23 protein-coding genes are annotated in these 23,067 nt (G+C 56.5%); 15 read left to right on the forward strand and 8 right to left on the reverse strand.

Translation table 11 applies throughout. From position 1 onward, the window contains the following. Window positions 1-443 precede the first annotated feature (443 nt). The 3 genes from NKJ21_RS25325 to NKJ21_RS25335 are packed head-to-tail and all read left to right on the forward strand — an operon-like array spanning window position 444 to window position 5,557. Window positions 444-1,529, forward strand: coding sequence for an efflux RND transporter periplasmic adaptor subunit (locus NKJ21_RS25325; protein WP_012542406.1), 1,086 nt, complete (start codon window positions 444-446; stop codon window positions 1,527-1,529). Continuing rightward, window positions 1,530-4,595: an efflux RND transporter permease subunit gene (locus tag NKJ21_RS25330; protein ID WP_012542407.1), complete on the forward strand. Its 3,066-nt coding sequence runs from the start codon at window positions 1,530-1,532 to the stop codon at window positions 4,593-4,595. 38 nt (window positions 4,596-4,633) lie between these two features. Beyond that, window positions 4,634-5,557: an acyltransferase gene (locus NKJ21_RS25335; protein ID WP_162493330.1), complete on the forward strand. Its 924-nt coding sequence runs from the start codon at window positions 4,634-4,636 to the stop codon at window positions 5,555-5,557. Between the two features lie 16 nt (window positions 5,558-5,573). Here the strand turns inward: NKJ21_RS25335 and NKJ21_RS25340 are convergent, their stop codons facing one another. After that, window positions 5,574-6,080 carry a hypothetical protein gene (locus NKJ21_RS25340; RefSeq protein WP_100751296.1) on the reverse strand — a complete coding sequence of 169 codons (507 nt, stop codon included), beginning with the start codon at window positions 6,078-6,080 and terminating at the stop codon, window positions 5,574-5,576. Between the two features lie 734 nt (window positions 6,081-6,814). On the opposite strand from NKJ21_RS25340, the gene NKJ21_RS25345 reads away from it, so the two are divergent. Both NKJ21_RS25345 and NKJ21_RS25350 read left to right on the forward strand, forming a co-directional pair. Next, window positions 6,815-7,030 carry a biofilm development regulator YmgB/AriR family protein gene (locus tag NKJ21_RS25345; RefSeq protein ID WP_012968674.1) on the forward strand — a complete coding sequence of 72 codons (216 nt, stop codon included), beginning with the start codon at window positions 6,815-6,817 and terminating at the stop codon, window positions 7,028-7,030. Between the two features lie 82 nt (window positions 7,031-7,112). Beyond that, entirely contained in the window at window positions 7,113-7,667 is a 555-nt protein-coding gene (locus NKJ21_RS25350) for a helix-turn-helix transcriptional regulator (protein ID WP_008805716.1), read from the forward strand. 37 nt (window positions 7,668-7,704) lie between these two features. On the opposite strand, the gene NKJ21_RS25355 is transcribed toward NKJ21_RS25350, so the two are convergent. Both NKJ21_RS25355 and NKJ21_RS25360 read right to left on the reverse strand, forming a co-directional pair. Beyond that, window positions 7,705-8,439 (reverse strand): MerR family transcriptional regulator, encoded by a 735-nt coding sequence (locus NKJ21_RS25355; RefSeq protein WP_008805715.1) that lies wholly within the window; start codon window positions 8,437-8,439, stop codon window positions 7,705-7,707. 154 nt (window positions 8,440-8,593) lie between these two features. Next, window positions 8,594-9,805 (reverse strand): diguanylate phosphodiesterase, encoded by a 1,212-nt coding sequence (locus tag NKJ21_RS25360; protein ID WP_254733273.1) that lies wholly within the window; start codon window positions 9,803-9,805, stop codon window positions 8,594-8,596. Window positions 9,806-10,135: 330 nt separating this feature from the next. On the opposite strand from NKJ21_RS25360, the gene ycgZ reads away from it, so the two are divergent. From ycgZ to NKJ21_RS25375, 3 genes are all read left to right on the forward strand, one after another. Next, a complete protein-coding gene (gene ycgZ, locus NKJ21_RS25365) occupies window positions 10,136-10,381 on the forward strand; it encodes a regulatory protein YcgZ (RefSeq protein WP_012542413.1) in 246 nt (81 codons plus the stop codon). A 125-nt stretch (window positions 10,382-10,506) separates the two neighbouring features. Next, window positions 10,507-10,812, forward strand: coding sequence for a hypothetical protein (locus tag NKJ21_RS25370; protein ID WP_032732711.1), 306 nt, complete (start codon window positions 10,507-10,509; stop codon window positions 10,810-10,812). Between the two features lie 51 nt (window positions 10,813-10,863). Further along, window positions 10,864-11,130, forward strand: a complete 267-nt coding sequence (locus NKJ21_RS25375) for a biofilm development regulator YmgB/AriR family protein (protein ID WP_012542414.1) — start codon at window positions 10,864-10,866, stop codon at window positions 11,128-11,130. A 107-nt stretch (window positions 11,131-11,237) separates the two neighbouring features. Here the strand turns inward: NKJ21_RS25375 and pgl are convergent, their stop codons facing one another. Continuing rightward, window positions 11,238-12,233 carry a 6-phosphogluconolactonase gene (gene pgl, locus NKJ21_RS25380; RefSeq protein WP_016160516.1) on the reverse strand — a complete coding sequence of 332 codons (996 nt, stop codon included), beginning with the start codon at window positions 12,231-12,233 and terminating at the stop codon, window positions 11,238-11,240. 228 nt (window positions 12,234-12,461) lie between these two features. Between pgl and NKJ21_RS25385 the strand changes: the two genes are divergently transcribed. Beyond that, window positions 12,462-13,280, forward strand: coding sequence for a pyridoxal phosphatase (locus NKJ21_RS25385; protein WP_008805709.1), 819 nt, complete (start codon window positions 12,462-12,464; stop codon window positions 13,278-13,280). On the opposite strand, the gene modC is transcribed toward NKJ21_RS25385, so the two are convergent. From modC to NKJ21_RS25405, 4 genes are all read right to left on the reverse strand, one after another. Next, on the reverse strand, window positions 13,281-14,339 hold the full coding sequence (modC, locus tag NKJ21_RS25390; protein ID WP_012968677.1) for a molybdenum ABC transporter ATP-binding protein ModC: 1,059 nt from the start codon (window positions 14,337-14,339) through the stop codon (window positions 13,281-13,283). Between the two features lie 2 nt (window positions 14,340-14,341). Beyond that, on the reverse strand, window positions 14,342-15,031 hold the full coding sequence (gene modB / locus NKJ21_RS25395) for a molybdate ABC transporter permease subunit (protein WP_008805707.1): 690 nt from the start codon (window positions 15,029-15,031) through the stop codon (window positions 14,342-14,344). Further along, window positions 15,031-15,804: a molybdate ABC transporter substrate-binding protein gene (gene modA, locus NKJ21_RS25400; protein ID WP_012542417.1), complete on the reverse strand. Its 774-nt coding sequence runs from the start codon at window positions 15,802-15,804 to the stop codon at window positions 15,031-15,033. The genes modB and modA overlap by 1 nt, the downstream gene beginning before the upstream one ends. Before the next feature lie 142 nt (window positions 15,805-15,946). After that, on the reverse strand, window positions 15,947-16,096 hold the full coding sequence (locus NKJ21_RS25405; RefSeq protein ID WP_002895156.1) for an AcrZ family multidrug efflux pump-associated protein: 150 nt from the start codon (window positions 16,094-16,096) through the stop codon (window positions 15,947-15,949). Between the two features lie 153 nt (window positions 16,097-16,249). Between NKJ21_RS25405 and modE the strand changes: the two genes are divergently transcribed. The 6 genes from modE to galM all read left to right on the forward strand — a co-directional run bounded on the left by modE (window position 16,250) and on the right by galM (window position 23,048). After that, entirely contained in the window at window positions 16,250-17,038 is a 789-nt protein-coding gene (modE, locus tag NKJ21_RS25410; RefSeq protein ID WP_023322245.1) for a molybdenum-dependent transcriptional regulator, read from the forward strand. Between the two features lie 67 nt (window positions 17,039-17,105). After that, the gene (gene modF / locus NKJ21_RS25415) at window positions 17,106-18,578 is read left to right on the forward strand and encodes a molybdate ABC transporter ATP-binding protein ModF (protein ID WP_012542418.1); all 1,473 of its coding nucleotides are present in this window, start codon (window positions 17,106-17,108) and stop codon (window positions 18,576-18,578) included. A gap of 209 nt (window positions 18,579-18,787) precedes the next feature. Further along, on the forward strand, window positions 18,788-19,804 hold the full coding sequence (gene galE, locus NKJ21_RS25420) for a UDP-glucose 4-epimerase GalE (protein WP_012542419.1): 1,017 nt from the start codon (window positions 18,788-18,790) through the stop codon (window positions 19,802-19,804). Window positions 19,805-19,813: 9 nt separating this feature from the next. Beyond that, window positions 19,814-20,860, forward strand: a complete 1,047-nt coding sequence (gene galT / locus NKJ21_RS25425) for a galactose-1-phosphate uridylyltransferase (RefSeq protein ID WP_012542420.1) — start codon at window positions 19,814-19,816, stop codon at window positions 20,858-20,860. A 2-nt stretch (window positions 20,861-20,862) separates the two neighbouring features. After that, the gene (gene galK / locus NKJ21_RS25430) at window positions 20,863-22,011 is read left to right on the forward strand and encodes a galactokinase (protein ID WP_012968679.1); all 1,149 of its coding nucleotides are present in this window, start codon (window positions 20,863-20,865) and stop codon (window positions 22,009-22,011) included. Further along, on the forward strand, window positions 22,005-23,048 hold the full coding sequence (galM, locus tag NKJ21_RS25435; RefSeq protein WP_131002373.1) for a galactose-1-epimerase: 1,044 nt from the start codon (window positions 22,005-22,007) through the stop codon (window positions 23,046-23,048). Before galK ends, galM begins: the two co-directional genes overlap by 7 nt. Window positions 23,049-23,067: the final 19 nt, after the last annotated feature.

A 23,067-nucleotide genomic window follows, 5' to 3' on the forward strand; every position in this document is an offset into this window, starting at 1 on the left:
CGGAATCGATGTTATTAAACGTAGCACAGGAAAATTAACATTAGAAAATGAGCCATTAATAGACTGAAAAATATTATAAAAGCCCGCGAAAGCCCGCAGATCTCCTGCCCTTAACCCCTTGACGCCAACAGCGACGCGGTATTCTCTTTTTTAACACTTCATGTTTTCTCCGACTATGCTGATTACAAGCAGGAGTGCCGCACCGAATGTCCGACGGTCACACATTGTGCCGGGCGAAATGACATTCGCGGTTCGGGTGGGAGTTAAGGGAGAAAATCATGTTTGGTTATAGCCTGTTACGTCTGGGATTGTTTGTCGCGCTGGCCATTGTCGCCTGTACACTGGTAGGACTATTCACCTATCTGGTTGTCGCCGCCCTCGCAGAATAAGCGTGCGCCGCCTAATAAAAACGTAAAATAAATCATGAGTCTGAGGGGAATACTGTGAACCGTTATTTTTCTCTCATCCCGGTTGTTATTTTATTAACAACCGCTTGCGATCAGAAAGCGCCGTCCGTCGAAGCCGCTCCCCGGATGGTCAAGGTGGCGCAAGTCACCGCCGTGGGTAACACCCAGCAGCGGACGTTTCCAGCCCGCATCGAGTCTGGCGACTCCACCGAACTGTCGTTTAAACGGGGTGGTCAGGTGGAGTCACTGGATATTCGCCAGGGTGCAACCCTAACTCAGGGACAAACGCTGGCGCGTCTGAATGCCCGCGAAGCCCAGCAGCGGGTCAATGAGCGACAAACGGCGGCAACCCTTGCCCAGCGTCAGTTTGATCGTTTCCAGACCCTGGCAGGACGTCAGGCGATTTCCCAGGCGGAGATGGACGTGCAGCGCGCCAATCGCGATGCCGCCAACGCGGCCTTGAAAATTGCCCGTGAAGAGCTGGCGCAAATGAGTCTCACCGCCCCCTTCGGCGGGATTGCCGCCGGCGTGCATATCCGTAATCATCAGGTGGTCGCCGCTGGCCAGCCGGTGATTACCCTGACGCGTACCGACCTGCTCGATGTGGTCTTCAGCATTCCGGAAAATCTGTTCACCTCGCTCGATATCCGCAATACCGCCTACCGCCCCGTCGTCAGGATCAATACTCTGCCGGGCCGCGAGTTTACCGCGGAATACAAAGAGCATACCGGCAGCAGCGACAACAGCACCCTCACCTGGCAGATCATTTTAACCATGCCGCGACCAGATGATTTTCCCACCGTCGGCGGGGTTAGCGGCACCGTGACGGTCAATCTCGGCAATTTGCCGGCCAGCGCCGGACGGGAAACCCTCGTAGTGCCCGTGGAAGCAGTGTTTAACCCCGATAACCGACCGAAGAATGAACCGGTCGTCTGGGTGGTAAAAGGCGAAAACGCCCATCTGTATCTTGAGGAGCGCAGAGTCACGGTCGGGGAAGTGACCTCGCAGGGAGTGATGATCACCGAAGGGCTCCGTGCGGGCGAACAGGTGGTTGCAGCGGGGGTAAGCGAACTCCACGACCGGCAGCCGGTGCGGATCTGGACGCGTGAACGAGGATTATAAATGGACATTTCCCGTCAGTTTATTAACAACCCGACCCGCGTCTGGTTAGCCATTTTGCTGTTGGGGGTGGGTGGCCTGTTCGCCCTGCTCAATATTGGCCGCCTGGAAGATCCCGCCTTCACCATCAAAACGGCGGTGATCGTCACCCACTACCCTGGCGCGTCCGCTCAGCAGGTGGAGGAGGAGGTGACCCTGCCGCTGGAAAACGCGATTCAGCAGCTTCCCTCGCTGGATAACGTCAGCTCCATCTCCTCGAATGGCTTATCGCAAATTACAGTGAATATTGCTTCGCAGTACCATTCCAGCGAACTGCCGCAAATCTGGGATGAGCTGCGTCGCCGCGTCGGTGACGCCAGCCGGCTTTTTCCCCCGGGGGTAGTCCCCTCCTTCGTCAATGATGACTTTGGCGATGTGTTTGGCTTTTTCTTCGCCATTTCGGGCGACAGTTTTACCAATCCTGAGCTGGTGCGCTATGCCGAGCAGTTGCGCCGTGAGCTGGTGCTGGTGCCGGGCGTCGGCAAAGTCGCCATTGGCGGCGCGATTCCACAGCAGATCAATGTTGATATCTCGCTGGCGAAAATGGCGGCGCGCGGTATTACGCTTAACCAGCTTGCCGCTATCCTGACCCGGCTCAACGTGGTATCCAGCGCCGGGGAGATCCGCGCCGGCAGCGAATCGATCCGCCTTCACCCCACCGGGGAGTTTCAGAATATCGATGAACTGGGGGATCTTCTGGTCAGCCCTCATGGCGCCAGCGCCACCACCCGACTACGGGATATTGCCACGTTGTCGCGCGGGCTGACCGACTCTCCCTCCAGTATCTATCATGCCAACGGCCGCCAGGCGGTGACCATGGGGGTCTCCTTTATCCCTGGCGTTAACGTCATTGACGTGGGGCATGCCCTCGAAGCCCGACTTCAGCAGATGGCCGCCGATAAACCGGCGGGTATCGACATCGCCATTTTTTACGATCAGGCGGCAGAGGTCGCCCACTCGGTCAATGGTTTTATTACCAACTTCCTGATGGCCCTGGCGATCGTCGTCGGCGTGCTGCTGGTGTTCATGGGGGTGCGCAGCGGGATCATTATTGCTTTGTCGCTGGCGCTCAACGTCCTCGGCACTCTGCTTATCATGTATATCTGGGGGATCGAGTTACAGCGAATCTCCCTCGGGGCGCTGATCATCGCCCTGAGTATGTTGGTGGACAATGCCATTGTCATTGTCGAAGGGGTGCTGATCGCCCGCCAGCAAGGATCTCCGCTGCTGGGCGCGATTAATTATGTGATCCGCCGCTCCGCCCTGCCGCTGCTCGGCGCCACCGTTATTGCCATCCTCGCCTTCGCGCCAATTGGCCTTTCCCAGGACTCCACCGGGGAGTATTGCAAATCCCTGTTCCAGGTGCTGCTGATCTCCCTGATGCTCAGCTGGTTTTCCGCCCTGACCATCACGCCGGTACTCATCAAGTGGTGGTTGTTTAAAAACGCCCCGTCGGCCGAGGCGCCGAAGGAAAAAGCCGATCCCTACCGCGGCCGCTTCTATCGTGGCTATCAGCAGACGCTGCGAATACTGCTGCAGCAAAAGACCCTGACGCTGGTGCTGATGGGCGCGCTGTTAGCCGGGGCGATCTGGGGCTTCACCTTCGTCCGGCAGAATTTCTTTCCGTCATCGAATACGCCCATTTTCTTTGTCGACCTGTGGTTGCCCTACGGTACCGATATTAACGCCACCGAGCAGATGACCCGCGATATTGAGCGGTCGATCGCCAGCCAGCCGGGGGTGGCTACCACCGTCTCCACCATTGGCCAGGGCAGTATGCGATTTATTCTCACCTACAGCGGGCAGCGCCAGTACAGCAACTACGCGCAGATTATGGTGCGGATGGACGACCAGCGCAGTATCGCCCCCGTCACCCGCCACGTCGAGGCCTGGATTGCCAGAAACTACCCGCAGGTGAACGCCAGCACCAAACGCATTATGTTCGGCCCGTCCGGCGATAGCGCGATTGAAGTGCGCATTAAGGGCCCTGATCCGGATACTCTGCGCGCGCTGGCCAGTCAGGTGGGCGACATTCTCGCCGCGGATCCGGCGACCGACAGCGTACGTAACGACTGGCAGAACCGCAGCAAGGTGATCCGCCCGCAATACTCTCTGGCGTTGGGACGTGAGCTGGGGGTGGATAAACAGGATATTGATAGCGCGCTGGAGATGAATTTCTCCGGCAGTCGCGCCGGGTTATATCGCGAGGGCGCCGACCTGCTGCCGGTTATCGTCCGTCCGCCGGAAGCGGAGCGACAGGATGCCAATCACCTGAATAACGTGCTGGTCTGGAGCCAGAGCCGGCAGCAGTATATTCCGTTGAGTAACGTCATCCATGGCTTCTCGCTGGAGTGGGAAGATCCATTGATTCTCCGTCGCGATCGCACCCGCGTGCTTACCGTTCAGACCGACCCCAGCCCGCAAAGCGGCCAAACGTCGGGCGATATCCTTGCCAGGGTGAAACCACGCATTGACGCGCTGACGCTGCCGCATGGCTACCGCATCGAATGGGGCGGCGATGCGGAGAACTCCAGTGAAGCGCAGCAAGGGCTGTTCACGACCCTACCGCTTGGCTATCTGGTGATGTTTATCATTACGGTGCTGATGTTCAGTTCGCTGAAAAACGCTGTTGCCATCTGGCTGACCGTCCCGCTGGCGCTGATCGGCGTCACGCCCGGTTTTTTGCTGACCGGCATCCCTTTCGGCTTTATGGCCTTAATCGGCCTGCTTAGCCTCAGCGGTATGCTGATCCGCAACGGCATTGTGCTGGTGGAAGAGATAGAGCAACAAAAACAGGAGAAAGATCAAAGACAAGCAATCATTGATGCGGCAACCTCTCGTCTGCGGCCGATCCTGCTGACCGCCTTTACTACTGTGCTTGGCCTTGCCCCGCTGCTGCGCGATGTCTTTTTCCAGAGTATGGCGGTGGTGATCATGTTCGGCCTCGCCTTTGCCACCGTACTGACGCTACTGGTTCTGCCGGTAATTTACGCTTGCTTCCACCATAAGGATATGACGCCTCAACGATGAACAGTACCGGTCTCAGCATTATCAAGACATTAGGCTGTATGACAGCGGTGACCTTTTTCACTATCTATAACACCTGGGATCACTATGATTATGACTATCACTGGATCCTCGGGCTGCTGACCTTTATCTCGACCATCGCGACACCGTTATTTTTTGTGGTGGCTGGTTATCTTGATGCACAGACGCGTCACGATGCCAACTGGCAAATCGGCAAAATTAAAAGCGTGGTCATCGTCTTTCTGTTCTGGGTAACGGTCTATTATGTCTGGGAGCCTTATCAGCGCGGCTACCTGATCCAGCCCTGGTTTATTTTCGCCCTGATCGTGATCTATACCTTCCATCCCTTTATCGCCTGGCTCAGCCAGCGGCGGGGCCTGTTTTTCACCGTGGTTCTGACGCTGCTGTGCTGCGCTTATGGTTACGACCTGCTCTCGGTGCTCTACCCGGACAAACATCTCTTCAGCCTGCCGCCGCAGTATCGTCTGTGGACATGGCTACTTTTTTATTTAACCGGGCAGTTGTTTAACGATCCGCGAGTCACGGAGTGGATACGCGACCCGCGGGTGATTAAAGCCTCCATTATCGCCCTGCCCTTTGTCTATTTATTTACCTGGTTTTATGAACGCCATTTTTTCTTCGCGCTGTTTAAAGCCGATCGCAATGCGTTCATTCTGACGGGATCGCAAATTTATATTCTGATCGTCCTGCTGGTGATCGCCGCTAACGCCGTGCAGTTTAAAAAGAACCGCGAACTGAAGGAGGCGGTGCTGGCGACGGTTAGCAAAGCGATGACCGGGGTCTATATTCTGCACTACTCCGTTTTCCACCTGCTGGTGATGCTGATCCCTATTCACTCGTTAGCCACCAAGCTGGGCGTGATTGCGCTAACGTTTATCCTGTCGGTGCTCATTTCTCTCGCTGTGCTCTCCAGCACGCTGCTCAAGAAGGTGATAACCCTGTGACAAACGACGCGGCAACTTAGCGGAAACTCCACTGGATGCTAATCACAAACACGCTGGGAATAATGATGCCGCTCTCAAGGGCGAAATAGTCGGTAAAGTTGTACTGAATGGCATGGTAGATATAGGGGGAAAAGCCGATCCCGGTGGCGTCCTTAAAATCTTTGTAGGAGCCATGATCGCCGCAATGCTCAAAGGCGTCGAAGAAGAATTCGCCGGTGTAGCCGTAGATCCCTTTAAAGGTCCATCCACTGCCGTTGTGGTACCAGTCTCTTCTCACCCCCAGCGCCAGGCAACGATCGTCGAAACTATTGTTCATCGTGCCAATCAGCAGACTATATTTCGAATCTTCCGAGAATTTCCGCTCTACCGAGAAAAAGTGGTTTTCAAAATTCTCAGTATATTGTCCGTGGTTATTGGTCAGATGGTAAACATAGGAACCAGTATTTACCGAATAGAGATTAATTTCTTTCGCCTGCGCGAAAGCGGCTAACCCGGCCAGGAGCATCACGCTTTTACCACGCATCATCCCTCCTCAGTCCTCTATGCCTGTCCATGAACAGAATGCTTTTGCCGTATTTACCGGTCGTTATGCTGGTGCGACACCCGACAGGAAAATGGGGGAAGATAACCGTGCCGAAATGAAAATGGAGTTCCAGAAAAGCGTAGCACACGCCTAATCCGCCAACAAACCGACCATGGCGATAGCGGAGTGGTTGATATTTCTCTCTTTACTATATTGTGCAAAAAACAGACAAAACCTCACCTGTTTTCCGCTATGCTCAGGGTCCGACGCGGAAGTTAGCCACCTGTCGACGACAGAGTTGCTGTGTACCCCTTCCTGCGTCGGCGCTCTTTCTGCTCAAGTGACGTAAACCGACAGAGCCCGTATTCCGATCGTGTCTGCGTCATTATCCCCTGTCTGATTGCCCTGTATCCGCATCCTGCACAGAACCGCTTTTTTGTACAAGTTAATAAAATTAAAAATACCTTTAAAATCAACAAATAAAATTAAAACGAAAAAATAAACCGTCTCGCTGTACATATCGTTATGAAAAAAGTTGTACATCCTGAGATCACCGACTATAGTTTTTGAGTGTTAACTGCTTGTTGCGCAACAAAGCGGGAACGCTAAACGGTTGCGTGGCGAGTCTGGCGGTGGTTCCTGGTTTTGCATTTCCTGTTAGTGACTTTTCGCGTACCACCGGTACGCTGCGACTTTTATGGTCAGTTTGCTTTATACGTGGGAGAGTTCGAGCTATGCATATTAAAAATACCATTCCAGCAGAATTTGTCTTCAATTCAGCCCTGATGAAGAATATTGAAAACACGCTCATGAAGCAGCACAGCACGATCAATAATGAGCGGATGATTACGGAAATCCAGCACCGCCTGCAAACGGAAAGTAATGAAATACTTTCCGACCTCTATCTGCAGGCGTTGGATATGCTGTACAGCAAAAAACATCATCATTAAGTGATCCCACCGCGCCGACAGCAGGGACAGCCCTGCTGTGCCGGCACGCCTGGGTTTTCATCTGCTAACTGGGGCTCAAAAAATGTCACACCATAATACTTGCTATCGTTCTGAGCATTACGATCTGTGGTTTGATAATCGTTTTCTTCTCTACGGGATGTCACTGATCCTGAATACCTTGCCGGCATCTTATTTTCGTAAAAAACATGTTTTTTTTACCAGCGACAATTATTTCGCGGTGCTTGAGCATAACTATAATCGGCGGGATACGTTATTTATTCTGTTAACTGAGGGAAACGATCTTAATTTTCTCAGTGAACTGCCTATGTTGCGCTTACCGGCAAATTCGACGCCGGAAGAATTAAAAATCTTCCTGCATCAGCCCACCCGCTATTACAAAACGCACCCGGCGCCGGGCGCCTCGGTGCAGTTTACCGAACGGGAAAAGAAAGTTATTCAGCTTATCAGCAATGGCGAAGCGGTTGCCAGCATTGGTCGTTCGCTAAATCTGCACATCAAAACCATTTATCAGATCCGGCTGAATCTGATTAAAAAGCTCGGCTGTAGCGGTAGGACCGATTTTTTTAATATCAGTCGTAGTGAAACCTTTAAATCCTGGAGTCAGATTCACCTGTAGTCAGGTGCAATAGCCCCGGCCTGTCCCCCAGACGGGGCTATTGCGTACCGTGAAAATGAATGCTGAAGCCCTGCTCCTGCCAGTGGCTGAGCAGTTCCTCCTGCAGTGGCGTGGCGGCGCGTCCGGTCCAGACAAAGATATGCTGCCCGGGGAAGAGCTCGGGCCGCGGCGACTCCAGCGGTTCAGCGAGAACGTTGACATGCCAACCGCGCTGCGAAAGACGCCATGCCTCCAGCCACAGACGCGTCCGGTCTTCATTGCTCCAGCCCACCAGCAGTGTCTCTTTACCATTTTTTTTACGCGCTTCGGCGAGAAACAGCGCCACGCAGTCAATGAGCAAGCCGTCCAGCAGGCTGCTAATCACCAACGAGGTATTCTGATCGAGCTTGAGACGCTGTCGTACCGGCACTAACAGGCTATCGATAAGGGTATCAACGGGGTGTTGATGGCTCAGCGCCATTAATTTGGCGCGGATTCTGGCGGGCTGCATATAACGCAGAATGGACATCATCTCTTCCTGAAGATGCGCGGATTCGTCGCGCGCCGCCGGCAGATTATCCTCCAGCAGCGCTTTGACTTTCCCTACGGATACACCGCGCTCTATCCAGCGCTTGATCTCTTCTATGCGCAGGATATCTTCTTCATCAAACTGTCGATGCCCGCCTTCGCTGCGTTGCGGTTTCAGTAGACCGTAACGCCGCTGCCAGGCGCGCAATGTAACCGGATTGATTCCGCAACGTTCGGCGACTTCACCGATACTGTAAAACGCCATAGCAGCCTCACATCAACCTGATACTTTTTACCTAAACTAACGAATTCAGGCATCCTGTACAACTCTATTTTCTTGTACAGATAAAGATATCAGGTTGTGGCTCACAGCGCGCGGGGAAAAAGATGAAAAAATAGTAAGCTGATTTCGCGGTGGATCATTTCTTCTCCGGCCAGGCAACGGCGGGCAGGCCCCCCAGGCGGGCACCCGCGAATAAATTGCCCTGAAACTGCGAAATCCCGGCTGATTCAAGCCACATCCACTCTTCAGCACGCTCAACGCCGACGGCTGAGACCGCAATCTCCAGAGAAGTACAGCATTTGATAATCGCCTGTACAATCGACTGGCGCGGCCCGTCCTGGTGGATATTGCGGATCAGCTCATGGTCGATTTTAATTCTGTCGGGTTGGTATTGCGCCAGCAGCGACAGCCCGGCAAACCCGGCGCCGAAGTGATCGATGGCAAGATTAATCCCCGCGCCCTTCAGTTTGCGCACCGCATCGGTAAAATCGGCCATCCGCGAAATCACTTCCCGCTCAGTGAACTCGACAATAATCTGCTCCGGGATCAGGTCATTGCGACTAATTTCGTCGAGCAGGAAAGCCACCGCATTCGGCGCTTTGACCAGGGTCATCGGCAGCAAATTAATGCTTAACGCCTTATTACGTAAACCTAATTTACCCGCCAGAGACAGCGCGACGCGCTTACTGTGCAGGTCGGCGAGATAAATATCATCCCCTGCCAGCCCGGCAAAATAGGCGCCAGGAGACTGGCCGTCCGGTGTACGCAGCAGCGCTTCCCATGAGATAATTTCGCAGGCGAAAGGATCGACGATCGGCTGAAAGGCAAAAGACCAGCTTTCCGTATTATCGATAATGGGGGTGTCCGGATAAAAAGTGTCCTTATCGGGAATAAAAACCCAACTGTCCGCCGAAGGGATCTCAAAATAGTTCGCTTTTTCCGTGGATTCGACAAAAGTACGGAAAAATTGCAGCGCCCGGTCGTCATAGGTGAGCTGATATTTTGTCGTGCCCCGGTCCATCACTTTCTGTAGTACTTCCTCACGATCATGTTCCCGTAAATCAAACAGTTCCATACCGACCTTACCAAATCGACGGGACGGTGCATAATCGCAAAACAACTCCACCAGATTATAATGACGAGGATCGAGGACAATTGTTTGATAAATATCCCTTACCTTTTCTTCCGGTCCTTCAATAAGTTGAAAAAAATGCGTCCCGTTAAACAGTAATATACCGGTGACATCCGCCTGCCCATTTCTCTCGTTTGCCCTGGCAACCATGGCCTCGATCGATTTGAATGAGACATTGTCGCAAATATGGCTGCGATAAATGATGGTGGTAAGCATAGTGATTCCAGATGGGAGGGATAAGCATTCACAGTAGCAGTTATCAGGCTAATCGTCTTGCAAAACTACGTTTTATCTTAACAAAAAAGATACACTAAAAATCCACTCTTTGTGCAAGGTTTTTTTCTTTTTTTCTTTCCTTGTACAACATGCAACGCTAACCCCTACCTTTACAAGCCAGGATCGCCGCAAACAAAAACAAATATTACATTAAAAATCATCATGATAGCAACGATCGCTGCAATATTACGCAACTTTCTATGTACAACTTATTAATTATTGTATAAGTTTATTTGCAGTTAACAGATGAATGAAATGAAAGGAGCACATATGCAGCAGAATGGTTACATTCCAGATACAGCGAACGCAATTGCCCAGTATTTCAACAAAGCATCGTTACCTTCCCAGCAGGAAACGCTGGGTCAGATCGTGATGGATATTCTCAACGAAGGGCGCCATCTCAACCGCAAGGCCCTGTGCACCAAACTGTTGAGCCGCCTTGACAGCGCCCGTGCGCCTGAGGAAGAGAGCCACTATCAAACCTTAATTGGTTTGTTGTTTGCCGGTCAGGAATAACGTCATCGATCGTCGCCTGTTGCAACCGCAGTAGCAGATGAGGGGCGATCGCTTCCATAAACCTGCTGCTGACCTGAATGCCCGTTATCAGATTCAGGAAGAGTGTGGCATGCAGAGAGACGGTTATGAATAGCAGTGATACTGAGGAAATAACCGATGAGATCATCGGCGAGGCGGTGCTCGCGCTTCTGAAAACGAATCGCCCGATTACCACCCCGACCCTGCTGGTTCGGCTTCGGTTGATGCAGGCCACAGAGTCAGATCGCCAGCGAAGGAAAATCATCGCTGCCGTTATTGAAGAAATTTGCGCGAAGCTCGCCCTCCAGCGGAAGCACGCGCCTTTGCAGGTTAAGAAAATCAATGGCCGTTGGGAAAGCAGAGGAATGCTGGCGCAGAGCAGCATGGCGCCGGAAGCTAAAAAAATCCACTGATTGTCCCAACCATGGTGAATAAAACAGAGTGAGAATGTGATGAGACAGACTATGCATCAGCAACCCGATATTTACGCAGGACTGCAGGACACCGCGCTCTCCGACTATTTCCGTACCGCCGGTGATAAACTGGTTGATGAGTCCGCCGTCATGTCGCTCGCCATCAACAGTATTCTTCAGTCCGAGGGGCACCTGAACAATAAGGCCATTATATTATGGCTGATTCAGGCGCTGGAAAGCACCGATGATGTGGTGACCGCCGACGTGATCCGTAAAACGCTGGAGATTGTCGTCGGCTACACCATGGACGATATCTAAAGCCGTCACGCTTCAGGCCCGCCAGGGCAACAGCTTCTCTACAGAGCCTGTCCGCTCTGATCAAAAAACCTCGCTGACGCGAGGTTTTTCTTTTACCGCCTGACCCTTCAGTGGGCGTTGACCACCACCCACATCGGCCCCTGCCCAACCGCATAGCGGCCTTTCTCATGCAGCAGCCCCTGCTCACCCTCAATTTCATACACTGCGATATGGTGCGATTTCTGCCCTGCGGCAATCAGATACTTACCGCTGTGATCGAGGTTAAAGCCGCGTGGCTGAGTTTCCGTCGGCTGATAGCCTTCCACTGCCAGCACGCTGCCATCTTCCGAGACGCTGAACACCGTAATGATGCTGGCGGTACGATCGCAGGCGTACAGATGACGACCGTCAGGGGTGATGTGAATATCCGCCGCCCAGCGCACGCCGGTGAAATCCTGCGGCATCATATCCAGGGTTTGTACACATTCGATGTTGCCATTCGGGTCTTTCAGCTCCCAGACGTCAACGGAGCTGTTGAGTTCATTGACGCAATAACCATACTGCTGGTTCGGATGGAACACCATGTGGCGCGGACCGGCGCCCTCGACGGTGGTCACTTCCGCCGGCTCCTGAGCGGAGAGAAAACCATCCTCGCTAAGGGTAAACAGGCAAATACGATCCTGCTTCAGCGCCGGCACCCACAGGGTGCGGTTGTCCGGGGAGATATTGGCCGAGTGGCAACCTTCCAGCCCTTCCACCACGGTGACGGTTTCGCCCGGCAGGCCGTCCTGCAGCGGGGTCACGCTAACGCAGCCCTGATTGTAGGAAGCGCTGAAGACAAAGCGGCCATGATGATCGGTAGAAATGTGGGTCGGGCTGCCTGGCAGCGCCGCTTCCCCCGCGAAGGTCAACGCCCCGTTATCCGGCGTGATGCGATACGCTAACACGCGAAACTCCGGACGAACGCCAACGTACAGATACTCCTTGTTGGGACTGACCACCATCGGCTGTACCTGTCCCGGGGCATCAACCACCTGCACCAGCGTCAGTTTGCCGTCCGCTTCAAGACTCCAGACGTGGATTTGTTGGCTTTCCGGGCTGGCGGTATAAACGGTTTGTTTCATGACTACTCCTTCCCTCACTGCACGTGGAATTTTCATTTTCAGGATAACAGCACCCTGAAAATTATAAGACATCCGCCCATGATACTCGCAAAGTCCGCTGAATTTCCGACGGACGGCGGCACAAAGGGCATACAGGCATTCACGGCAGATGTGGAAAAATTGGTCCTGACGCCACGGCGGTGTACCATCATGGCCAGGTCACTTTTCAACATCAACCGGAAATAACACATGACAACACGCGTGATTGCCCTGGATTTAGACGGCACCCTGCTCACCAGCAAAAAAACCATCCTGCCTGCTTCGCTGGAGGCACTGGCCCGCGCCAGAGAGGCGGGCTACCAGGTTATCGTCGTTACCGGACGTCATCACGTCGCTATCCATCCTTTTTATCAGGCACTGGCTCTCGATACACCTGCAATTTGTTGTAATGGCACTTATTTGTATGATTATCACGCAAAAGAGGTTTTGGCAGCCGATCCTATGCCGGTAGCGCAAGCGGTAAGCCTGACGGCCATGCTCGCCGAACAGCAGATCCATGGCCTGGCGTATGTGGATGATGCGATGCTTTATGAACAGCCCACCGGGCATGTGATCCGCACCCGCAACTGGGCGCAGGCGCTGCCGGAGGATCAGCGCCCGGTCTTCCGCCAGGTCGATTCGCTGGCGCAGGCGGTCCGCGAGGTCAACGCGGTATGGAAATTTGCCCTCACCGATGAAGACATTCCCCGCCTGCAGCGCTTTGCCCGCGAGGTCGGCGAGACGCTGGGCCTGGAGTGCGAATGGTCGTGGCACGATCAGGTGGATATCGCGCGCGCCGGCAACAGCAAAGGCAAACGCCTGGCGCAATGGGTGGCCAGCCAGGGGCTGTCGATGCAGGATGTGGTGGCCTTCGGCGATAACTACAACGATCTTAGCATGCTGGAAGCGGCGGGCACTGGGGTGGCGATGGGCAATGCGGTGGACGAGGTGAAAGCTCGCGCCAGGGTGGTCATCGGCGACAATGAGTCCACCAGCATCGCCGAGTTTATCTACCGCCAGCTGCTGTAATCAGGCGGCGATCGACACGCTTTTGATCTGAGCAAACACCTGCTGACCTGGCGCTATCGCCAGGTCGTCCCGCGCCCATGGGCTAATCCTGGCCCATAGCAGACGGCCACTCACTCTGAGCTGCACTTCAATCTGTCCGTTGACCTCCAGACACTGAGCCACCTCAGCGCGCAAGATATTGCGGATGCTGGTCCCGGACGGCTGGGCCAGTGTCAGCGAAACGTCCGACGCCTGAATGCGGATCCGTGCGGTGTCGCCTGCGGGACGTTCGAGCCGGTTGACCCACAGCAGCTGGTCACCCAGCGTCAGAGCCGTCATCGCGTACTGCGGATGCTGCGCGGCGACGGTGGCGCTGAGGATCGTACTCTGCTGTTCCGCCGGCAGCCAGGGGTGCATCACGCTGCTGCTCCAGACCTCCTCCAGCGGACCAAAAGCCTTCACCTTACCGGCCTCCAGCACCAGCACGCGATCGGCCAGATGCTGGATCTCATCCAGCGAGTGGCTGACGTAGAGCATCGGAATATGGATCTCCTGCGCCAGCCGCTGCAGGTAGGGCAACAGTTCGCGTTTGCGCGGAATATCCAGCGAGGCCAGCGGCTCATCCAGCAGCAGTAGCTCCGGTGCGGTCAGTAGGGCGCGGCCGATGGCCACTCGCTGCTTTTCGCCGCCGGATAACCGGCCCGGCAGGCGATCCAGCAAGGGCGCGATCCCCAGCAATTCCACCAGCTTATCGAACTGGCTGACCATGGATTTCGCCATCCCGTAGCGCAGATTACCGCGCACTTTATAGTGGGGAAACAGGCGCGCGTCCTGAAACACATAGCCGATACGGCGCTGCTCCGGCGCCAGACAGATACGCTGGGCGGTGTCGTTCAGCACCCGGCCGTTGAGCACGATGCGCCCCGTCTGCGGCCGGGTCAGGCCGCTAATGGCGTTAATCAACGAGGTTTTGCCAGCGCCGGAGACGCCAAAGATGGCGGTGATCCCGCTGGCGGGCAGGGTTTCACGGATCTGCAGGCAGTGACTGCCGAGGGTCTGGGTAAAGTCCAGCTCCAGCATCATTATCCTCCCATGCGCTGGCGGCTCACGCGGGCCAGCCATTCCGAAATCAGCAGCGAAACCAGCGCCAGTCCGATGGCGATGAGGCAGAGGCGAGCCGCCGCCCCCTCCCCGCCCGGGGTCTGGATCAAGGTGTACATCGCCGAAGGCAGGGTGCGCGTTTCGCCGGGAATATTGGAGACGAACGTGATGGTCGCGCCAAACTCCCCTAACGAGCGGGCGAAGGCCAGCACTGTGCCGACAATAATCCCCGGCAGAGTCAGCGGTAGCGTAATCGTCATAAACACTCGCCAGCGGCTGGCCCCGAGGGTTCTCGCCGCTTGCTCCAGTTTGACATCCACCCCTTCCAGCGCCAGGCGAATGGCGCGCACCATCAGCGGGAAAGACATCACCGCCGCCGCCAGCACCGCCCCGCGCCAACTGAAGGCAAAGCTGATGCCGAACCAGTCATACAGCCAACTGCCAATAAACCCGCGCCGCCCCATGGCCACCAGCAGCAGATACCCCACCACCACCGGCGGCAGCACCAGCGGTAAATGGAGAATACTGTCGAGCAGCGCCTTGCCGGGAAAGGTGCGCCGAACCAGCAGCCAGGAAAAAAAGATGCCAAAAGGCAAGCTCAAGGCCACCGCCAGGGAGGAGACTTTCAGGCTCAGCAGCACCGCCTGCCATTCGGGTTCGCTCAGAAACATCAGCGGGTGGTAAATCCGTAACGTTTAAAAATCGCGGACGCTTCCGGCCCTTTCAGGTAGTCATAGAAAGCGCTCACGGCCGCATTGCGATGACCATCGACAATCGCCAGCGGGTACTCGACTTTCTGATGCGAGGCCTCCGGGAAGGTGCCGACCACTTTAACCCCTTTGCTGGCCACGGCATCGGAGCCATAGACAATCCCCAGCGGCGCTTCGTTGCGCTCCACCAGGGCCAGCGCGCCGCGCACGTCTTCCGCCGGGGCAAGTTTCGGCGACAAGGTCTCCCAGGCGCCGAGTTTCTGCAGCGCCTCTTTAGCGTAGATGCCTGCCGGAACGTGCTGCGGATCGCCCACCGCCAGACGGCCTCCTTTCAGCAGGCTGGTCCAGTCGGTTTTCTCATCAATGGTAATCGCCCCCTGCGCGCTGGCTTTCGGCGCGACCACCACCAGGCTGTTGCCAAGCAGGGTGGCTCGGGTTGCCGGGTCGATGGCCTTTTTGTCTGCGGCGTAATCCATCCATTTCTGATCGGCGGAGATAAACAGATCGGCTGGTGCGCCCGCTTCAATTTGCCGCGCCAGCGTCGACGACGAGGCAAACGACGACACGACATCGACGTTTTTCTCTTTCTTATACGCCTGGGCAATATCCTGCATCGCGTTGGTTAACGATGCGGCGGCGAAAACGGTCACTTTCCCCTCTGCCGCCAGCGCCTGACCCGCGACGCACAGCGTGAGTGATACCCCGATAACCCCGCGTAACCAAGAACCTGCCATCTGAATCTCCTGTCAATGCGTTATGTATTCGACAATATAACGATATGCAGAGCATTTTTATAGTGACACAGGACAATAAAACGAAGGGAAATGATACAGGAGGGAAATAGCACAGCGCCCGGTTAAACCGGGCGCCGGGAAATCAATGATTTTGCTGGCTGCGATCTTTGTGGCCTACGCCGGAGAAGAGGTTGAACACTTCGCCAAGACCGTAAATCAGTCCCAGGATGACCGCCATCACCACCGGTACCATGATGACCGCAAAAACCAGACTTTTCAAAAGCTCTAACATGGTTCACTCCAGATAGTATGATTTGCTGATTGTAACGGTTTCAGCCGAAAAAACACGCCCCATTTGTGCGGTGGGTAATGACAAAACCGCGCACAGAGGTTTTGCAAGCGGGTGACTATCGGTCACAATACCCTTTTTTGTCAGGAAACGATTATGCAGGCCGAAATTCTTCTTACCCTTAAGCTACAGCAGCGCCTGTTTGCCGATCCCCGGCGGATCGCCCTGCTCAAACAAATTGACCAGACCGGTTCGATAAGCCAGGGGGCCAAGCACGCGGGTATCAGCTACAAAAGCGCGTGGGATGCCATCAACGAGATGAACCAGCTCAGCGAACAACCGCTGGTGGATCGCGCCACCGGCGGTAAAGGCGGCGGCGGCGCAGTGCTGACCCGCTATGGGCAGCGGCTGATCCAACTGTACGATCTGCTGGCGCAGATCCAGCAGAAAGCGTTTGATGTGCTCAGCGATGACGATGCCCTGCCGCTGGACAGCCTGCTGGCGGCCATCTCACGCTTTTCCCTGCAGACCAGCGCCCGCAACCAGTGGTTCGGCACCATTACCGGCCGCGATCGCCAGCAGGTGCAGCAGCACGTCGAGGTACTGCTGGCCGACGGGCAGACGCGCCTGACCGTCGCCATCACCGCGCAAAGCGCTGAGAAGCTGGGGCTCGATGAGGGCCAGGAGGTGCTGGTCCTGCTGAAGGCCCCCTGGGTCGGCATCACCCTCGACCCCGACGTGGCCCGCCAGGCCGATAACCAGCTGTCGGGACGTATCAGCCATATCGAATGCGGGTCCGGGCAGTGCGAAGTACTGATGACGCTGGCCGACGGTCAGACCCTGTGCGCCACTCTGCCACAGGCGCAGACGTCTGGCCTGGCGGAAGGGACGGAGGCGATCGCTTACTTCAATGCCGATCGCATCATTCTCGCGACGTTATGCTGACCCCATTGACATTACGCGCCCGAAGTCGTATCCCTGATGCACATCGCTGCAAAAAATGGGATACATCATGTCATCATTGCAAATTTCGCAAGGCACGTTTCGCCTGAGCGATACAAAAACCTTAAAAATAGACCAGCTGAACCTGAGAGCGGGTCAAAGCTGGGCGTTTGTCGGTAGCAACGGCAGCGGCAAATCCGCCCTCGCGCGGGCTCTGGCTGGCGACCTGACCCTGCTCAGCGGCCAGCACGAAAGCCACTTCTCCCGCGTAACCCGCCTCTCCTTCGAGCAGTTGCAGAAGCTGGTCAGCGACGAGTGGCAGCGCAATAACACCGACCTGCTCAGCCCCGGCGAAGAAGACACCGGCCGCACCACCGCAGAGATTATCCAGGATGAGGTAAAAGATCCTGCCCGCTGCGCGCGCCTGGCCGAACAGTTTGGCATCAGCGCCCTGCTGGACCGCCGGTTTAAGTACCTGTCGACCGGGGAAACGCGTAAGACCCTGCTGTGTCAGGCCCTGATGACCGATCCGCAACTGCTGATCCTCGACGAACCTTTCGACGGCCTCGACGTCAACTCCCGCCAGCAGCTGGCTGCCCTGCTGGCCGACCTGCACCGCGCCGGCATCACCCTGGTGCTGGTCCTCAACCGCTTCGATGAGATCCCGGAGTTTGTACAATTCGCCGGCGTGCTGGCTGACTGCACCCTCAGCGAGACCGGCGAGAAGTCTTCCCTGCTGCAGCAGGCGCTGGTCGCCCAGCTGGCGCACAGTGAAAAACTGGACGGCATCACCCTGCCGGAGCCGGATGTTCCACCAGCCCGTCATGCGCTGGCAGACTCGGCGCCGCGTATCGTGCTCAATGACGGCGTGGTCTCCTACAACGATCGCCCGGTCATCAATCACCTCTCATGGACCGTGAACCCGGGCGAACACTGGCAGATCGTCGGCCCCAACGGCGCCGGTAAATCCACGCTGCTGAGCCTTATCACCGGCGATCATCCGCAGGGTTACAGCAACGATCTGACGCTCTTTGGCCGCCGTCGCGGCAGCGGTGAGACCATCTGGGATATTAAAAAGCATATCGGCTACGTCAGCAGCAGCCTGCATCTGGACTACCGGGTCAGCACCAACGTCCGCAACGTCATCCTGTCGGGCTATTTTGACTCTATCGGCATTTATCAGGCGGTCTCGGACAAGCAGCACAAGCTGGTGCAACAGTGGCTGGATATTCTCGGCATTGATAAACGCACCGCCGACGCGCCGTTTCATAGCCTGTCGTGGGGCCAGCAGCGGCTGGCGCTTATCGTTCGCGCGCTGGTGAAGCATCCGACCCTGCTGATCCTCGATGAACCGCTGCAGGGGCTGGATCCCCTCAATCGCCAGCTGGTGCGTCGCTTTGTCGACGTGTTGATTGGCGAAGGGGCCACACAGCTGCTGTTTGTCTCGCACCATGCGGAAGATGCCCCGGACTGTATTACCCATCGCCTGGCGTTCGTTCCCAGTGGAGACGGTTACACTTATCAGCTCGGTCCTGTGGCCTGATGCCCCCTGCCGGGGGTCGAAAGATCCCTGGTATTTTTCAGAAAAATAGCGGCAAAACCACCTAACCATCTGTATTAAAGATAAAAAATTTTAATTTATGTCGTTTCACCATCAAGTGTAAACGATTCCACTAACTTGCCCTGTGTCACACTTTTCACTTCTTTGATATGCTATCTTCCTCATACACGATAAGCCGAATGGAGCGAATCATGAAAGTTCTGGTTACAGGTGGTAGCGGTTACATTGGAAGTCATACCTGCGTTCAACTGCTGCAGCAGGGACATGAGGTGGTGATCCTCGACAATCTCTGCAACAGCAAGCGCAGCGTACTGCCGGTGATTGAGCGTCTCGGCGGCAAAGAAGCCACCTTTATTGAAGGCGATATTCGTAACGAAGCGCTGATGACGGAGATCCTCCACGATCACGCCATTGAGGCGGTGATCCACTTCGCCGGGCTGAAAGCCGTCGGGGAGTCCGTCGCCAAGCCGCTGGAATATTACGATAATAACGTCACCGGCACACTGAAATTAGTTTCTGCCATGCGCGCCGCGGGCGTGAAGAACTTCATCTTTAGCTCCTCAGCTACCGTCTACGGCGACCAGCCGAAAATCCCATATGTCGAAAGCTTCCCGACCGGCACCCCGCAAAGCCCTTACGGCAAAAGCAAGCTGATGGTGGAGCAGATCCTGACCGACCTGCAAAAAGCCCAGCCGGAGTGGAGCATTGCCCTGCTGCGCTACTTCAACCCGGTCGGTGCCCACCCGTCGGGCGACATGGGGGAAGACCCGCAGGGGATCCCAAACAACCTGATGCCGTACATCGCCCAGGTCGCCGTTGGTCGTCGCGACTCGCTGGCCGTCTTTGGTAACGACTACCCGACCGAGGATGGCACCGGCGTACGCGATTATATCCACGTGATGGATCTCGCCGATGGCCACGTCGCGGCCATGGAAAAACTGGCTGACAAAGCCGGGGTCCATATCTACAACCTTGGCGCCGGCGTCGGCAGCAGCGTGCTCGACGTGGTCAATGCTTTCAGCAAGGCCTGCGGCAAACCCATTAACTACCATTTCGCGCCGCGCCGCGATGGCGACCTCCCGGCCTACTGGGCGGATGCCGCCAAGGCCGACCGCGAGCTGAACTGGCGCGTGACGCGCAACCTGGACGAAATGGCGCAGGACACCTGGCACTGGCAGTCCCGCCATCCGCAGGGTTATCCAGACTAAGGAACCTTCATGAGCGTATTTAACCCCGTTGACCATCCACATCGTCGTTATAACCCGTTAACCGGGCAGTGGATTCTGGTTTCTCCGCATCGCGCCAAGCGCCCCTGGCAGGGGGCGCAGGAAACGCCGGCAAAACAGACCTTGCCAGCCCACGATCCGGACTGTTTCCTGTGCCCAGGTAATACCCGGGTCACCGGCGACACCAACCCGAATTACACCGGTACCTACGTGTTTACCAACGACTTTGCGGCCCTGATGACCGACACTCCGGACGCACCGGAGAGTGACGATCCGCTGATGCGCTGTCAGAGCGCGCGCGGCACCAGTCGGGTGATCTGCTTCTCGCCAGACCACAGCAAAACGCTGCCGGAACTGAGCCTTGAAGCGCTGGAAGGCGTGGTTAAAGCGTGGCAGGAACAGACCGCGGACCTCGGGAAACGCTACCCGTGGGTCCAGGTCTTTGAAAACAAAGGGGCAGCGATGGGCTGCTCCAACCCTCACCCGCATGGTCAGGTGTGGGCCAATAGCTTCCTGCCCAATGAAGCGGAACGGGAAGACCGTCTGCAGAAAGAGTATTACGCCGGACAAGGTCAGCCGATGCTGCTGGACTATGTTCAGCGCGAACTGGCCGACGGCAGCCGCACGGTGGTGGACACCGAGCACTGGCTGGCGGTCGTGCCCTACTGGGCCGCCTGGCCATTCGAAACGCTGCTGTTGCCGAAAGCGCACGTGCAGCGTATTACCGATCTCACCGACGCCCAGCGCAGCGATCTGGCGCTGGCGTTGAAAAAGCTGACCAGCCGTTACGACAACCTGTTCCAGTGCTCATTCCCCTACTCCATGGGCTGGCACGGCGCGCCGTTTAACGACGAAGACCATCACCACTGGCAGCTTCATGCCCACTTTTATCCGCCGCTGCTGCGCTCCGCGACGGTCCGCAAGTTTATGGTTGGCTATGAAATGCTGGCCGAAACCCAGCGCGATCTGACCGCCGAGCAAGCTGCCGAACGACTGCGTGCCGTCAGCGACGTCCATTTTCGTGAATCCGGAGTGTAATGATGAGTCTGAAAGAGAAAACCCAAACCCTGTTTGCTGACGCCTTCGGTTATCCGGCCAGCCATGTCATTCAGGCGCCAGGCCGCGTCAACCTGATCGGCGAGCATACCGATTACAACGACGGTTTTGTGCTGCCCTGCGCCATCGACTACCAGACGGTGATCAGCTGTGCGCCGCGCGACGATCGTACGGTGCGGGTGATTGCCGCCGATTACGACAATCAGACCGATGAGTTCTCTCTCGACGCGCCGATTATCAGCCACGATACCCAGCAGTGGTCGAACTATGTCCGCGGCGTGGTAAAGCATCTGCAGCAGCGGAACAACCACTTTGGCGGCGCGGATCTGGTGATCAGCGGCAATGTACCGCAGGGTGCGGGGTTAAGCTCCTCAGCCTCGCTGGAAGTCGCCGTCGGCACCGTGTTCCAGCAGCTCTATCATCTGCCGCTGGATGGCGCGCAAATCGCCCTCAACGGCCAGGAGGCGGAAAACCAGTTTGTCGGCTGCAACTGCGGCATCATGGATCAGCTGATTTCGGCGCTGGGCAAAAAAGACCACGCGCTGCTGATCGACTGCCGTTCGCTGGGCACCAAAGCCGTCTCGATGCCGAAAGGCGTGGCAGTGGTGATCATCAACAGCAACTTTAAGCGCACCCTCGTCGGCAGCGAGTACAACACCCGTCGTGAACAGTGCGAAACCGGCGCGCGCTTCTTCCAGCAGCCGGCCCTGCGCGATGTTACCCTCGAGCAATTTAACGCCGTCGCCCATGAGCTGGATCCGGTCGTCGCGAAGCGCGTACGCCATGTGCTGACGGAGAATGCCCGCACCGTGGAAGCCGCCAGCGCCCTCGAAAAAGGCGACCTGAAGCGGATGGGTGAGCTGATGGCCGAATCCCATGCCTCGATGCGCGATGATTTCGAGATCACCGTCCCGCAGATCGACACTCTGGTGGAGATCGTTAAGGCCACGATCGGTGATAAAGGCGGCGTACGCATGACCGGCGGCGGCTTTGGCGGCTGCGTGGTAGCGCTGGTCCCGGAAGATCTGGTCGATACCGTTCAGCAGGCCGTTGCTAAAACGTATGAAGCGAAAACCGGTATTAAAGAGACATTCTATGTCTGCAAACCGTCACAGGGGGCAGGCCAATGGTAACGCAAACCACCGCGCTGGCTCCGGACGGCCAGCCCTGGCAGCAGGTGACCCTGCGCAATAAGGCGGGGATGACCGTTACCGTGGCGGATTGGGGCGCGACGCTGCTCAGCGCCGAGGTGCCGCTGGCTGATGGCAGCCTGCGTCATCCGCTGCTGGGCTGTGCGAAGCTGGAGGACTATGCCCGCCAGGCCGCGTTTCTTGGCGCCTCGGTAGGCCGCTACGCCAACCGTATCGGCAATAGCCGCTTCCCGCTTGACGGCCAGCTCGTCAACGTCACGCCGTCAAACGACGCGGGCCACCAGCTCCACGGCGGCCCGGAAGGGTTTGATAAGCGCCGCTGGCGCATTGTCCGCGCCGACGAGCAGGAAGTGCTGTTCGCTCTGACCTCGCCCGATGGCGATCAAGGCTTCCCCGGCACTCTGCAGGCCACCGCGCACTATCGTCTGACCGACGATAACCGCATCGCGATTACCTATCGCGCCACCGTGGACCAACCCTGCCCGGTGAACATGACCAATCACGTCTATTTCAACCTCGACGGTGACCAGCGCGACGTGCGCCAGCACCAGTTGCAGATCCTCGCCCAGAGGTATCTGCCGGTGGAAAGCGACGGTATCCCGGGTGGTGAACTCAAAGATGTTGCTAACACCAGCTTTGATTTCCGCCAGCCGAAAACCATCGCCGCCGACTTCCTCGCCGACGTCGATCAGCAAAAGGTGAAGGGATACGATCATGCCTTCCTGCTGGATGCCAAAGGCGACGCCAGCCAGCCTGCGGCGCAGGTCTGGTCGCAGGACGGCAAGCTGCAGATGACGGTCTATACCTCCGCTCCGGCGCTGCAGTTTTACTCCGGCAACTATCTCGGCGGCACCCCGTCGCAGACGACGGAGCCCTACGCCGACTGGCAGGGGCTGGCGCTGGAGAGCGAATTCCTGCCGGATTCGCCGAATCATCCGGAATGGCCGCAGCCGGACTGTGTGTTACGTCCGGGCCAGGAGTACGTCAGCCTGACGGAATATCAGTTTATCGCCTGTTAATCGCCAGCGCCCTCCGCCG

It is taken from the genome of Klebsiella sp. SWET4 (assembly GCF_024296565.1).
Lineage (GTDB): Bacteria > Pseudomonadota > Gammaproteobacteria > Enterobacterales > Enterobacteriaceae > Klebsiella > Klebsiella variicola.

Coding starts and splice junctions, on each gene's coding strand:
- NKJ21_RS25375 (WP_012542414.1), top strand. CDS start 10,864: ATGCATCAGCAACCCGATATTTACGCAGGACTGCAGGACACCGCGCTC.
- pgl (WP_016160516.1), bottom strand. CDS start 12,233: ATGAAACAAACCGTTTATACCGCCAGCCCGGAAAGCCAACAAATCCAC.
- modE (WP_023322245.1), top strand. CDS start 16,250: ATGCAGGCCGAAATTCTTCTTACCCTTAAGCTACAGCAGCGCCTGTTT.
- NKJ21_RS25370 (WP_032732711.1), top strand. CDS start 10,507: ATGAATAGCAGTGATACTGAGGAAATAACCGATGAGATCATCGGCGAG.
- galE (WP_012542419.1), top strand. CDS start 18,788: ATGAAAGTTCTGGTTACAGGTGGTAGCGGTTACATTGGAAGTCATACC.
- NKJ21_RS25345 (WP_012968674.1), top strand. CDS start 6,815: ATGCATATTAAAAATACCATTCCAGCAGAATTTGTCTTCAATTCAGCC.
- NKJ21_RS25360 (WP_254733273.1), bottom strand. CDS start 9,805: ATGCTTACCACCATCATTTATCGCAGCCATATTTGCGACAATGTCTCA.
- modF (WP_012542418.1), top strand. CDS start 17,106: ATGTCATCATTGCAAATTTCGCAAGGCACGTTTCGCCTGAGCGATACA.
- NKJ21_RS25335 (WP_162493330.1), top strand. CDS start 4,634: ATGACAGCGGTGACCTTTTTCACTATCTATAACACCTGGGATCACTAT.
- NKJ21_RS25405 (WP_002895156.1), bottom strand. CDS start 16,096: ATGTTAGAGCTTTTGAAAAGTCTGGTTTTTGCGGTCATCATGGTACCG.
- NKJ21_RS25355 (WP_008805715.1), bottom strand. CDS start 8,439: ATGGCGTTTTACAGTATCGGTGAAGTCGCCGAACGTTGCGGAATCAAT.
- ycgZ (WP_012542413.1), top strand. CDS start 10,136: ATGCAGCAGAATGGTTACATTCCAGATACAGCGAACGCAATTGCCCAG.
- NKJ21_RS25350 (WP_008805716.1), top strand. CDS start 7,113: ATGTCACACCATAATACTTGCTATCGTTCTGAGCATTACGATCTGTGG.
- galM (WP_131002373.1), top strand. CDS start 22,005: ATGGTAACGCAAACCACCGCGCTGGCTCCGGACGGCCAGCCCTGGCAG.
- modA (WP_012542417.1), bottom strand. CDS start 15,804: ATGGCAGGTTCTTGGTTACGCGGGGTTATCGGGGTATCACTCACGCTG.
- galK (WP_012968679.1), top strand. CDS start 20,863: ATGAGTCTGAAAGAGAAAACCCAAACCCTGTTTGCTGACGCCTTCGGT.
- NKJ21_RS25330 (WP_012542407.1), top strand. CDS start 1,530: ATGGACATTTCCCGTCAGTTTATTAACAACCCGACCCGCGTCTGGTTA.
- modC (WP_012968677.1), bottom strand. CDS start 14,339: ATGCTGGAGCTGGACTTTACCCAGACCCTCGGCAGTCACTGCCTGCAG.
- galT (WP_012542420.1), top strand. CDS start 19,814: ATGAGCGTATTTAACCCCGTTGACCATCCACATCGTCGTTATAACCCG.
- NKJ21_RS25340 (WP_100751296.1), bottom strand. CDS start 6,080: ATGCGTGGTAAAAGCGTGATGCTCCTGGCCGGGTTAGCCGCTTTCGCG.
- NKJ21_RS25385 (WP_008805709.1), top strand. CDS start 12,462: ATGACAACACGCGTGATTGCCCTGGATTTAGACGGCACCCTGCTCACC.
- modB (WP_008805707.1), bottom strand. CDS start 15,031: ATGTTTCTGAGCGAACCCGAATGGCAGGCGGTGCTGCTGAGCCTGAAA.